9 protein-coding genes and 1 pseudogene are annotated in these 11,937 nt (G+C 63.7%); 6 read left to right on the top strand and 4 right to left on the bottom strand.

The window, feature by feature from the left end; genetic code table 11:
* The first annotated feature begins 204 nt into the window (after positions 1-204).
* The gene (locus PQR02_RS08125) at positions 205-1,065 is read left to right on the top strand and encodes a class I SAM-dependent methyltransferase (RefSeq protein WP_408228083.1); all 861 of its coding nucleotides are present in this window, start codon (positions 205-207) and stop codon (positions 1,063-1,065) included.
* Positions 1,066-1,149: 84 nt separating this feature from the next.
* Here PQR02_RS08125 and PQR02_RS08130 read toward each other — a convergent pair whose 3' ends face one another.
* From PQR02_RS08130 to PQR02_RS08140, 3 genes are all read right to left on the bottom strand, one after another.
* Positions 1,150-1,626 (bottom strand): YqhA family protein, encoded by a 477-nt coding sequence (locus PQR02_RS08130; RefSeq protein WP_408228086.1) that lies wholly within the window; start codon positions 1,624-1,626, stop codon positions 1,150-1,152.
* Positions 1,627-2,090: 464 nt separating this feature from the next.
* Positions 2,091-2,918, bottom strand: coding sequence for a DUF2182 domain-containing protein (locus PQR02_RS08135; RefSeq protein WP_408228089.1), 828 nt, complete (start codon positions 2,916-2,918; stop codon positions 2,091-2,093).
* Positions 2,915-3,679, bottom strand: a complete 765-nt coding sequence (locus PQR02_RS08140) for a DUF899 domain-containing protein (protein ID WP_408228404.1) — start codon at positions 3,677-3,679, stop codon at positions 2,915-2,917. The genes PQR02_RS08135 and PQR02_RS08140 overlap by 4 nt, the downstream gene beginning before the upstream one ends.
* Positions 3,680-3,818: 139 nt before the next feature.
* Here PQR02_RS08140 and PQR02_RS08145 point away from each other — a divergent pair, with 139 nt between their 5' ends.
* Both PQR02_RS08145 and PQR02_RS08150 read left to right on the top strand, forming a co-directional pair.
* Positions 3,819-5,039 (top strand): helix-turn-helix domain-containing protein, encoded by a 1,221-nt coding sequence (locus PQR02_RS08145; RefSeq protein ID WP_408228092.1) that lies wholly within the window; start codon positions 3,819-3,821, stop codon positions 5,037-5,039.
* A gap of 9 nt (positions 5,040-5,048) precedes the next feature.
* Positions 5,049-5,735, top strand: a complete 687-nt coding sequence (locus PQR02_RS08150; protein WP_408228095.1) for a Vgb family protein — start codon at positions 5,049-5,051, stop codon at positions 5,733-5,735.
* Between the two features lie 218 nt (positions 5,736-5,953).
* On the opposite strand, the gene PQR02_RS08155 is transcribed toward PQR02_RS08150, so the two are convergent.
* Positions 5,954-8,074: a glycoside hydrolase family 28 protein gene (locus PQR02_RS08155; protein ID WP_408228098.1), complete on the bottom strand. Its 2,121-nt coding sequence runs from the start codon at positions 8,072-8,074 to the stop codon at positions 5,954-5,956.
* Positions 8,075-9,044: 970 nt separating this feature from the next.
* Here PQR02_RS08155 and PQR02_RS08160 point away from each other — a divergent pair.
* The 3 genes and pseudogenes from PQR02_RS08160 to PQR02_RS08170 form a co-directional block, all read left to right on the top strand.
* Positions 9,045-9,770, top strand: a pseudogene (locus tag PQR02_RS08160) (TAXI family TRAP transporter solute-binding subunit); the annotation flags it as partial.
* A gap of 17 nt (positions 9,771-9,787) precedes the next feature.
* Positions 9,788-10,114: an AI-2E family transporter gene (locus tag PQR02_RS08165; RefSeq protein ID WP_408228101.1), complete on the top strand. Its 327-nt coding sequence runs from the start codon at positions 9,788-9,790 to the stop codon at positions 10,112-10,114.
* A 118-nt stretch (positions 10,115-10,232) separates the two neighbouring features.
* Positions 10,233-11,924, top strand: a complete 1,692-nt coding sequence (locus PQR02_RS08170) for a Na/Pi cotransporter family protein (RefSeq protein ID WP_408228104.1) — start codon at positions 10,233-10,235, stop codon at positions 11,922-11,924.
* Positions 11,925-11,937: the final 13 nt, after the last annotated feature.

An 11,937-nucleotide genomic window follows, 5' to 3' on the forward strand; every position in this document is an offset into this window, starting at 1 on the left:
AGCGGGAATGCAAACCATCTCGCTAACGCAAGCCGGAATTTGATTCGGTAACCGAAGTAAAAGGCGGAGTGCATCGCACTCCGCCTTTTTTGTTGGAGGTCGACTGTCTATTTCAGATGATATCCTCGTCGCATTGCTCGGTGCGGATGGTCGTGAAAGCGTTCTCCGCGATTTGCCAACGACGAAGAAACAGGATTGAAAGTCATGAACGACAAGCGAGATGCGGCGCCGGACAGCACGGCGGCGCGAGTCGCCTTGTGGCGCGCCCTGCATGTCGAGGCCGATGCCCCGCCCCACGTGCTGGAAGACAGAATCGGCCTGCAACTGCTGGCGCCCGGCGACGGCTGGCGCAGTCGCGGGGACATGGACCCGCAATTCACGCGCCCCTTCCGCGCTTCGATCGTGGCACGCGCGCGCTTCATCGAGGATCTGGTCGTGGAGCAGGCCGGCCGCGGGCTGACACAGTACGTCATTCTGGGCGCGGGCCTCGACAGCTTCGCGCAGCGCAGGCCGGAGATCGCGTCGCGCCTCACGGTGTTCGAGGTCGATCAGCCGGGGCCGCAGGCATGGAAACGTCAGCGCCTGATCGAGCTTGGCTTCGGCGTGCCGGACGGGTTACGCTTCGTGGCGGTCGACTTCGAGGCGGGAGACACCTGGCGAGACGGGCTCGCATCTGCCGGCTTCGAGGACAGCAAGCCGGCGATCGTGGTCTCCACCGGCGTCAGCATGTATCTGACGAAAGAGGCGAACGCGGCGACGCTGCGTCAGGTTGCGGACCTCGCGCCAGGCTCTACGCTCGCGATGACGTTTCTGTTGCCGCTGGAGATGGCCGACCCCGAAGTGCGGCCCGGGCTCGAAATGGCGGAAAAGGGCGCGCGCGAGAGCGGCACGCCTTTCCTGAGCTTCTTCACGCCCCGGCAGATGTTGGCGCTGGCCCATGAAGCCGGCTTCCGGGAGGCCCGGCATGTGTCGGCGGCCGATCTGACGCAGCGCTATTTCGCCGGCAGACCGGATGATCTGCGCCCGCCGAACAACGCCGAGGAACTGCTGGTCGCCAGCACCTAGCTGTTTGCACGCGTACTGCGCCGCTATGGCAATTCAAATGATCGTTACGTCCTGAAGCCGGCCGGCCGCGCGGCTACCGCGGCATCATTGCCGCCGGCTGTTGTTCTTCATCAGAAAGAATGTCAGCGCGGCAATTAGCAGTGCTAGCGCGCCGCCAAAAGCCGCGATTTCACGCGTACCGTCCCAGGCGACGGCTTCGCGCAGGAACAGAACGGCGAGGACCGCGATAACGACGCTGACCAGATTGCCCTTCAGGTCTTCGAGGTTGTTGACTTCGAGCCACTTGGGCAACGGCAGCTTGTCATCGATGAACAGCGAATAGAAGCCGATGCTGATGATGTAGACCGCGATAGCGATCAGAAAGACATCGACCGCCTCGACGATCCCGACCGCGAATATCTTCACCGATTTGGTCGCCACGGGGCCGTTGCGGATCGCAAAGATGACACTCGAGAACAGCACGACCGACTCGTACAGGATCAACGCCAGCGCGCCCACAAACGTCCCAACGACGGGAATGATCATGATGTAGCGGCTCGAAGCGAGGATACGTCGCAGCATCGAACGAACCTCTGTCAGGTAAGCATGATTGCGTAAACCGGGGACGGGTCATATTCCGCTTCAAGGCACGGCTCAGACTTTATAAGTGAAGCAGCTGTGCCTCGCAAGCTGCCGAGCCACTAGACCCAGTGGACTCTTTCGAGCCGATCACAGGACGTATCGCAGAGTAGAGATCGCTCGAAATGCGAAGCTGGCCCGTTGCCTCGATCTGGAAATGGCCGGTAGCGCCACTTTGGACCGCTCGCTGAGCACGTATTTCGCGATGTCGGTCAACGTGTGTTCGACATTTCGCACTGCCGGGCAATCCCCCAGGATGCCGGATGTCGGGAGGGATCGAGACCGGCCGGCCGCGGCCTCGAGCTGACGATGCTTGAGAAACCCAATGGGCACCCGAAGATTGATTCATTCGAGCCACTTCCTGTAGCCGAACGCAGCGGCGCCAGGACACTGCAATTGCCGCGCTTTCATCCGGTCACGACGCCGCGCGCGACGAGGAACAGCCCACCGCCGACCAGCACCGCGCCCACCACACGCGCGACGCGCTCGCCACCCGGCGCCAGACGCTCGCACGTAATGGCCGTTGTCACGACAGCCATCGCGCGCAGATCCATCACGCCGGCGACCAGCAGGATCATCGTCAGTCCCGCACAGCAGTGGCAACAGTGGAGACCGAGGTGCACACCGTGCCGCCACGCGGCGTGGGCATCCGTCGGCAGCTTGCGGCAGTGGCCTCGTGTCGCGCGGCAGCATTCGAGGTGGCGAGCCTTCCACGCGGTGAACTGCAGCGCGCCGGCGAGCAGCGCGACCATGCCGAGCGCAAGCGGCACGGCGCGCGCCAGCGCGGACGACCACATCACGAGCGCGGCAAGCGTGGCGCCCAGCGCGAAAACGGCGAAGCCAAACATCGCCCACACGCCAAAATACCCCGCGCTGACAAGCACGGTGAGCCGCCCGACGCGCGTCCCGCCAACCGCTTCGCGATAGCGCCACAGCATCGGCATGAGGGACGGCAGCATCATCGTCACCATCATGACGACCCACATGCCGGCGAACGACGCGGCGACACCGGCCCACGTCTGTCCGCACATCGGCATCCACGCCCTCGACATCGTCCAGCCGCCGGGCATCGGCAATTCGCCCATCGCCGACATCGACGCGCTGCCCGCGATCGTCGCCGCCGTGCTGGCGGCGAAGCACAGCGCGCACACGCCGACGAAAACCGCGTCGGATGTCACGCGTCGCGAGCGCTGCACGGCCACGGCGGCGTGCACGGCACGCGCGAGCGATTTCATCGCTCGCCGTACTCGTCGTGGCGGCGCCACCAGATGCCCGTCTCGTTACGCCCTTTGGGCGCGCGGTCGAGCCACTGGTACATGCCCCACAGCGCGTCCACGCCGCGCGCGTAGGTGGAATAGGTGTGATAGACCACGCCGTCCTCCAGTATGAACGCGCTCACGCCCGGCCGTTCGCGCGAGTAGGTGGCCGCGTCGGTGCCGGACATGGCCGCGAATTCGGCGACGGGCGGCGGCACCGGCGTCGCGTCCATCGCGTGGCCGCCGCGCGCGAAGTTGTATTCGATGTCGCCGTTGCGCTGCTGTTCCTCGGTGAACGAGACATTGAAGTTGAAGTTGAAATCGCCGCCCGCCGCCGATGCCCACGGAAACGTCCAGCCCATCCGCCGCTTGTACGTCTGCAGCTTCGCGAGCGGCGCGCGCGATACCGCGCACAGCATCACGTCGTGATTCGCCAGGTGCACCGCGAAGCCGTCGAATCCGTCCGCGATCGACGAGCACGAGGGGCAACCCGCCTTATAGTCTGGCCCGAACATGAAGTGGTAGACGAGCAGCTGCGAGCGTCCTTTGAAGAGCCCGGCCAGCGATACGTTGCCTTCATCGGTCTCGAACCGGTAGTCCTTGTCGACTTTCACCCACGGCAACGCCTGGCGTTGCAGCGTCAGCTCGTCGCCGCGCCGCGTGAATTCCTTCTCCGCCTTGAGCAGCTCGCGCCGCGCGGCCAGCCACTCTTCACGTGTTCCGGTCATGTGTGTCGTCATCATGAGTTCCTCCATGGGTTGGGCGTCGCCGTGCGAGCCATTCCCGCTACGGCGTCGTGTACGGGTTGATGGTCGTGCTAGATTAGTACCGGACATCCGGCGGAAGGGAGTGACAAGTGTGGCGGGATTGGGATGACCCATGGATTCGCTGATCACGGCCGCGGCGCGAGCGCTCGCGGCGGGTGATCCACTCGGCGCGTTGAACCGGGTCGCGTTGCGCGGCGACGCGGCGGCGCTCGCGCTGCGAGGCATCGCGATGGCGCAGCTCGGCGATTTCTCCCGGGCGAGGCTGCTCGTGCGAAGCGCGGCGCGAGCGTTCGGGTCCGGCGACCCCGTGGCCCGCGCGAGATGTGTCGTCGCCGAGGCCGAGATCGCGCTCGCCTCGCGCGAGCTGGGCTGGCCCGCGAAGGTGCTCGACGCGGCGCGGGCCACGCTCGAAGCGCACGGAGACCGCGTGAACGCTGCGCATGCGCGCTATCTGCTGGTGCGGCGTCTGCTGCTGGTCGGGCATCTAGACGACGCGGAACGGGCGCTTGCCGGACTCGTCCCTACACTTTTCCCGCCGGCCTTGAGGGCCGCTCATGAACTGGTCGCGGCAGGCGTCGCGCTGCGGCGCCTGCACACGAAGACCGCGCGCGCGGCGTTGGCACGGGCCGAGCGCGCCGCGCGCCAGTCCGGCATTCCGGCGCTGCTGGCGGAGGTCGACAGTGCGATGCTCTTGTTGAACACGCCAGCAGCGCGTCTGATTGCGCGTGGCGAGGAGCGGCTCCTGCTGCTCGAAGAGGTCGAAACCTTGCTGGCGTCGAAAGCGCTCGTCGTGGATGCGTGCCGTCATGTCGTGCGTGACGGCAGCACGATCGTTTCGCTTGCCAGCCGGCCGGTGCTATTCGCACTTGTCCGCGCGTTGGGCGAAGCGTGGCCCGACGACGTGCCGAGGGACTCCCTCGTCGCGCGTGCGTTCCGGGCGAAGCGCGCGGACGAATCGCACCGCGCGCGCTTGCGTGTCGAACTCGGGCGGCTGCGCGCGGCGCTTGGAACGCTAGCCGGCGTGAGCGCGACCAGGCGCGGATTCGCGCTGATACCGCGCCGCGCCAGCGAGGTCGTCGTGCTCGCGCGGCCGGTGGACGGCGAGCATGCACAAGTGCTCGCTTTTCTAGCCGACGGCGAGTCGTGGTCCAGTTCGGCGCTCGCGCTGGTGCTCGGCGCGAGTCAGCGCACCGTGCAGCGCGCACTCGACTCGCTCGCGGCGGCGGGCAAGGTGCAGTCGTTCGGCCGCGGGCGAGCGCAGCGTTGGTCGACGCCGCCCGTGCCCGGATTCGCGACGACCTTGTTACTCCCCTCTCCACTACCCTGTGATTAGGATGGCGACATGAAGCGATCGGCGGCAGAAATCATCCGTGAATATGGGCCCTTTCCGGATGTCGATAAAGTGCATGGGGTCACGTTTGACGGCCAGCGAGTCTGGATTGCCGGCGGCGACCGGCTGAACGCCTTCGACCCCGCGACGGGCAACGCGCTGCGCTCGATCGACGTCGCCGCGGACGCGGGCACGGCCTTCGACGGCGAGCATCTGTTCCAGATCGCCGGCGGCCGCATCCGGAAGATCGACCCCAACACCGGCCGGGTGCTCGCGACCATCCCCGCGCCTGGCGGCGGTGCCGACTCGGGGCTCACCTGGGCCGAAGGGACCCTCTGGGTGGGGCAGTATCCGGAGCGCAAGATTTATCAGATCGATCCCGAAACGGGCGCGATTCTCCGCACGATCGAGTCCAATCGCTTCGTCACCGGCGTCACCTGGGTCGATGGCGAACTGTGGCACGGCACCTGGGAAGATGACGCGAGCGAGCTGCGCAGGATCGATCCTCGAACGGGGGAAGTGCTGGAGAGCGTCGAGATGCCGGACGGCGTGACCGTGTCGGGGCTGGAGTCCGATGGTGACGAGCGTTTCTTCTGCGGCGGCGGAAACAGCGGCAAGGTGAGAGCAGTCCGGCGGCCAAAACGAGAGGAGAGGGACGACAGCGGGTCTGAAATTCCCGTCGATTCGGCGAGCGAGTGATCGGGCATAGTCGGCCTCGGCCGGAAGGTCAGTGACTATCGGCGCAGCTTGTCGGCCGCGCACCCGTTCCATCTGCCAAGCAGCGACCAGGTGCAACGTAAAAACAGCACGGCCCGTTCGAGAAACCTCGAACGGGCCGTTCAAACGGATGCGTCAGCGCTAGCGTCGGCATCAGTGCGTGCAGCGTGATTCACGCTGCACGCTATCGCTCACCCTGCTTACTGCGAACCCGTCCACGTCTGACCGGACGGCGACGAATCCCCGATGCCCGGAAAATCGACGTACGCGCTGCTGCAATCCACCGCGTTCGCGGTGCTCAGCGACTGCGATGCGCTGCCGTTCAGCACGACCCGGTTCGCGGTCGACGGGAAGATCGGCAGATTCACGTTGTTCAGTGTCAGGTTCGCGTCGGACGTGGTGACCGCCACGTTGCTCGGCGAATCGGCGAGAACGTTGGTGAGCGTCATGCCGAGCGGGAGTGCCGCGTGCGTGATGCCGCCGCTATTCGCCTCGAATCCCTCGAAGATCGCCGACGTGCCACCGATGATATGAATGTTCGACAGCGAAATGTCGTGGAAGTCCGGATACAGCGGCGAGGTCGGATTCGGCAACGCCTTGGTGCTGTAGTACGGCGTGAACAGCAGCGCCTGACCGCTATTGCGGATACAGATGTTGTTGTAGTTGATGTTGGTCACGATGCCGCCGCGCGCCCAGTCCGACTTGATGCGCAGTGCCTGTTCCGAGCCGTCGAACGAATTGTCGTAGACCTGGATGTTCGTGACGCCTGCATTGGTTTCGCTGCCGATCGAGATGCCGTGGCCCGCGTAGATATGGGTGTGTGCGATCACGAAACCGTACTTCCGGTCGGTCGCGACGTCGCGATTACCGTCGATGCCGAACAGTCCTGAGCCGGCCGGGCTCGGGTTGTTCGATCCCTTCGGGGAAATGTCGTCGTCGCCGGTGCTGATGTAGTTGTAGGCGAACACGGCATTCTTGAGGTAGCCGTCGAACGAGATCTTGCCGGCCGTCGAGATCTTCGTGCTGCCGATTGTCAACGCCTGAACCATGGGCTTGGACGATGAACCCGGATCGAACGCGTCGGTGTTCTTGGCCGTGTCGACCGTCGGCACCATGCCCAGATAGTTGGGATTGCCGTTGCCCGCGGGGCTCGCCGAAGCGGACAGCGAGGGCGTCTGAACCTTGACGTTCCAGACCGTGAGGCCGTCGACGCCGCTAGGCACCACGTGGAAGTTGGCGCTGTTGTTCAGCGTGATGCCGAACAGCGTCAGGTTCTTCGCGTAGTTGAACACCATCATGCGGAAATTCGACTGCGAACCGACGCCGGTCGTACCGTTCTCGATCATGTTGCCGAGCCATGCCAGATCCCACCAGGTCATGTGCCGGGCCGAGGCCGTTGTGTTGACGAAGGTGCCCCCGTCGTCGCAAGGCGTGCCGGTGGTGGCCTGCAGACCCTGCGAATAGGCCGCGTAGGTGTTCGTGCAGGTCAGGTCGATGCGCATCAGCGGATAGAGGTTGTTCGAGCTGACGATCTCGGACGCGGCCCGGCTGTCGATGCTGCCGCCGCCGACCACCGCCGAATTCACGAGATAGCTGCCGCCGATCAGCGGCAGACAGTTGCTCGAACTGCCGGCCTTGGTCGAACTGACGGCCGTGTTCGCGCAATACGGGCCGGCTGCATTGGGCGCATAGGCCATCACGTCGCGCGTCGCGTAGACGGTCACGCCGGTATCGATCCACAGCGTGACGCCGGACGGCAACGTGAGCGGTCCGGTGATGAACGCATTGCCCGGACCGGTGCTCGACACGACCAGACGCACGGCGAACTGCGACGCGCGGTATTTCGGAGCCGCCAGTTGCTGCGCGGACGCACCCGCGATGTTGACGTTCGGCACCGCCGCGGCAGTCTGCGATGCCGCGGCAGCGGCGTCCGCTGCGGAGATGGCCGCGCCGACCTGGGCGTCGACTGCGGCGCCGCACGCGTCGAGCGCCGCCTGAATGCGCGCCTGATCCGGATTCAGAATGGCCGACGTCGTGCCGTTGTCGGCCTCGGGTCCAAGCGCGCCGCTGGGTTGGCGCACCAGCGAGTTGCTTGCCTGGAGCGTGCTGCAGACTTGGGCGTCCGTAGGCAGTTGCGGTGCCGGTGGAAGCGCGGCATCGGTCGTCGTCACGCCGACCTTGAACGGAGCGGGCGGCGCCGCGGGCGTCGTGGCGGCGTTGCCGGTCGAAGCGGACGGCGAGTTGTCACCGCTGCCGCAAGCGGCCAGCGAGGCGGCGAGGGTGACGACTAAACATGGGATAACGCCAAATCTATAAAGCATGGACGATCCGTTTAATAAAGAATACTAACTATTAAGATGCTTCGTCGATTCAGTTCAACGGGGTTGCGGAGGCTCTCTTTTTGTTCTCGACGAGTCCGGCGACCGGGCCGTCGCCCGGAATGATTGGTGGCTTGGGTTAGTTGTCGATCAAACTGGAATGCGCTTTGAAGCGGCGATACGTGAGCCGGCACATCGATCACGTTGACGAATGCGCGCTGACTGTGACCGCGCGGAACGGGCTGATTTCTCATTCGCGACGTGGCCGGTCAGAGTCAGAGAATGGAGAGACATTGCGCCCATGCACGCGCCGTTCGGCAGAATCCCCGTTCATCGTGTCTCCAGATACAGGGTATACGATGACGTATCAATTCTATGGGATATGGCCGTCGTCGTACATGCCGTATTTACCCGAAGTGCAGGACAAATTTTTGTTATATACCTATAAGTATAGGGATAGCAGGGGAATGGCACGGGTTCGGAAAGTGTTCTAAGAATTGGTAAGTGATAGGATGACGTATAAGTAATCACCACGCGAACGCTAGCAGAAGTCTCGCAACATACCGACCGCAACCGGATTTGCGCTTTGACCTTCGGCGGGCTTTCAATGGCTTTTCAGCGCTCGATGGCCGTCGTCGCGACAAGACAATCTGGTATCGTAAGACCGGAGAACCGGAAGAATTGAGCGACCAGAATGAACACGAAAGCGGTGGCTCAGGATTCGCGAGCGGCCGCGTTATCCGGTTTTCTGTTCGGCATGGCAAGCGGGCGAGCAAGCCACACGCGTGAGGCAATGAACACATCCAGGTTCCGGCGAGCACCAACTGCGCTGCAAAACAACGCTTGCCGCGAGCCAGTCCACCCAAGGAAAGCCTGACGAAAGAGGGCTTGCATGGTCAGACACAATCCGGTGCTTCATCGTGTCAAGAAAGCCCGCATGACCCGGGAGCGCCGGCGGGTTCTCATCATCTGACCCGACGCGCCGAGGCAGAAAGCGCTGCTGAACAGCGACCTCAAGCTGATGAGCTTCGCGCAGGCCGAAGCGTTGGTGCAGAAATTCCCGTCGCTCTCGAAGCTCATCTACCCGCGCGCGTCGACCAATATCGCCAAGGATCTGCCGCGCGAGGATGTCACGCTGCTGGCCGCCACGGCTTTGCTGGTCTCGAAGGACACGCTGCACCCGGCGCTGGTCTACCTGCTGCTGGACGCGGCCAAAACGGTCCACGGCGGCGAAGACTACTTCACGCCGCTCGGTACGTTTCCCAATCTGAACACCGAGGAGTTTCCCCTCTCCGACGAAAGCACGCGCTATTTCAAATCCGGCCGGCCGTTCCTGCAGCGTTACCTTCCCTTCTGGCTGGCCAGTCTGATCGAAAGACGATTCCTTATTCTGCTGCCGTTCATGGCCTTGTTGATCGGGTTGCTGCAGGCGTTGCCGCGCATGGTGGAGGCGCGGATCAAAAAGAGATTGGTCGTGTGGTACCGGGAAATCAAATCGCTGGAAGATGAAACGTGGCAAAACACGCAGCCGAGCGCAAGCCAGATTGCAAAGTGGCGCGATGAAATCGACGACATCGATGCGCATGCGAGCGAGATACGGATTCCGCATCGCTACTTTCAGGACGTGTATGCGCTCAAGCAGGCGATTGGCGTCGTGAGGGATCGGATCTCGCAGGTCGCGGCGAAGGTGAAGGCATAGCTGCCGTGCCGGAACGAATGGCCCGAACCCGGTGCCGTTGTGCCAATTGGCATCGCAACGAAATACTGATCGTGCTGTTGTCGCTGACCGCCATTCAATTCGTGATCGGCAACATACTCGACCCTTACCTGATGGGCAACTCGCTGAACCTGAGTCCGTTTGCGATCCTGGCGAGCATGGCGATCTGGTCGGCGATCTGGGGCGTCTCCGGCGCGTTCCTCGCGGTGCCGATCACCGTCATCGTGATCATCATCTTCTCGGAGTTCGAAATGACGAGGCCCGTCGCGGTTTTGTTGTCGAAAAACGGCCGGCTGAATTACGGTGAAAACTCGCCGGTCGCGTGAGGCGGCCGAACAGGAACGAACGCTTTGTTGCGCGTCATCGCGCGAGCCGGAAGGAACCGGCAGACCGTTCGCGGTGATTCTTCTCATGAACGCGCATCATGACCAAAGGCACAGCACCATGACTCCTTATTCCGCAGGAATAGATGCCAGCAGCCTGAATCTGGTCCAGATCTTCGGGCTGTTGATCGGCGGCCTCGCGCTGTTCCTGCTCGGCCTGGAGTTCATGACCAGCGGCCTGAAGGCGATCGCCGGATCGAGGTTGCAGGCGCTGCTGGGCATGCTGACCGCGAGCCGGTTCCGCGGCGTGCTGGCCGGCGCCGTCGTGACCGCGCTGCTGAATTCGTCGACCATCACCACGGTCCTGATGGTCGGGTTCGTTTCCTCCGGCTTGATGACGCTGACCCAGTCGGTGCCGATGATCATGGGCGCGAACATCGGCTCGACAGTCACCGCGCAGATCATCGCTTTCGACGTATCGAGACTGACGCCGTTCATGCTGGCGATCGGCTTCGTGCTGCACGCGTTCGGCGGGCGTGATCTGTTGCGGCAGATCGGCCGGGTGCTGCTCGGGCTCGGTCTGTTGTTCCTCGGCATCGAACTGATGGGCGACGCGACGCGTCCGCTGCGCACGTTCCAGCCTTTCATCGACGCGATGCAGGACATGGAGAACCCGGTGGTCGGCATCCTGGTGGGGGCCATTTTCACCGCCGTCGTGCAAAGCTCGGCGGCGACGCTCGCCATCGTGATCGCTCTAGGCGCGCAGGGCTTGATGCCGCTCGAAGTGGGCATCGCGGTGATCCTGGGCGCCAAAGTGGGCACGTGCGGCACGGCGCTGCTCGCGTCGATCGGGAAGACGGCCGAAGCGGTCCAGGTGGGTGCCGTGCATCTGATCTTCAATCTGCTGGGCGTGCTGTTCTGGGTGTTCTTCATCCCGCAGATGGCGGACATGGTGCGGCATGTCTCGCCGTCGTATCCGGAGCTGCAAGGCGTGACGCGGCTGGCGGCCGAAACGCCGCGCCAGGTCGCCAATGCTCACACGATATTCAGCGTGGCAAGCACGCTGATCCTGATCTGGTTCACCGGACCGATTGCCCGGCTTGCCAAGTTCATCGTGCCGAAGCGCGCGCAGGAGCCCAAACGGGCAGGCGATCCGGTTTATCTCGACAAGTCGTCGCTGACGGTGCCTTCGGTTGGACTTCAGCGGGTGCGCATCGAGCTGATGCGACTGGGCAACGAAGTACTGAAGATCGTCCGGCGCGGCACCCAGATGGTGTCCAACGGCACCATCGAAGAGATCAACCTTCTGCTCGATCACGACAAGGAGACCGACCGGCTGGCCTTGGAGATCCTTAACTATATCGGCCACCTGTCACAGGTGGAGCACTCGGAGGACGAGGGCCGGCAGATGGTGGGGTTCACGCAGGTCGCGTCCAACCTGGAGAGCATCAGCGGCATTGTCGGGACCAACCTCGTGTCGGCCAGCCAGCAGAGGCTGATGCACCAGATCGACCTCACGCGTTTGCGCGATCCGGCGACCACGCAGTTCACGGACGTCGTGATGCGCAATCTCGAACAGGCGATCCGCACGATCGACGAGGCCGGCGCGAGCGAAGCGTCCGCGGTCATCGCGGCGAAAGGCGAGATCGAGAAGCTGGCGTCGGCGGCGCGCCAGGTGGTGCTGGCGAAACTGCAACTCGCGGACAAGGCCGATGTGCAGACCTTCCGGCTGGCGATGGATCTGATCGAACACGGCCGGCAGATCGCGCAGTTCGCAAGGGCGATCGCCAAAACTACAGAGGAGTTGCGCTAAGACGTTAGGCAGC

Source organism: Paraburkholderia sediminicola (genome assembly GCF_046026895.1).
GTDB classification, from domain to species: domain Bacteria; phylum Pseudomonadota; class Gammaproteobacteria; order Burkholderiales; family Burkholderiaceae; genus Paraburkholderia; species Paraburkholderia sediminicola_C.

What these genes read in the sequence shown, in the direction of transcription:
- PQR02_RS08125 (WP_408228083.1), top strand. Translation starts at nt 205, where the DNA reads ATGAACGACAAGCGAGATGCGGCGCCGGACAGCACGGCGGCGCGAGTC.
- PQR02_RS08155 (WP_408228098.1), bottom strand. Translation starts at nt 8,074, where the DNA reads ATGCTTTATAGATTTGGCGTTATCCCATGTTTAGTCGTCACCCTCGCC.
- PQR02_RS08140 (WP_408228404.1), bottom strand. Translation starts at nt 3,679, where the DNA reads ATGACGACACACATGACCGGAACACGTGAAGAGTGGCTGGCCGCGCGG.
- PQR02_RS08145 (WP_408228092.1), top strand. Translation starts at nt 3,819, where the DNA reads ATGGATTCGCTGATCACGGCCGCGGCGCGAGCGCTCGCGGCGGGTGAT.
- PQR02_RS08130 (WP_408228086.1), bottom strand. Translation starts at nt 1,626, where the DNA reads ATGCTGCGACGTATCCTCGCTTCGAGCCGCTACATCATGATCATTCCC.
- PQR02_RS08170 (WP_408228104.1), top strand. Translation starts at nt 10,233, where the DNA reads ATGACTCCTTATTCCGCAGGAATAGATGCCAGCAGCCTGAATCTGGTC.
- PQR02_RS08165 (WP_408228101.1), top strand. Translation starts at nt 9,788, where the DNA reads ATGGCCCGAACCCGGTGCCGTTGTGCCAATTGGCATCGCAACGAAATA.
- PQR02_RS08150 (WP_408228095.1), top strand. Translation starts at nt 5,049, where the DNA reads ATGAAGCGATCGGCGGCAGAAATCATCCGTGAATATGGGCCCTTTCCG.
- PQR02_RS08135 (WP_408228089.1), bottom strand. Translation starts at nt 2,918, where the DNA reads ATGAAATCGCTCGCGCGTGCCGTGCACGCCGCCGTGGCCGTGCAGCGC.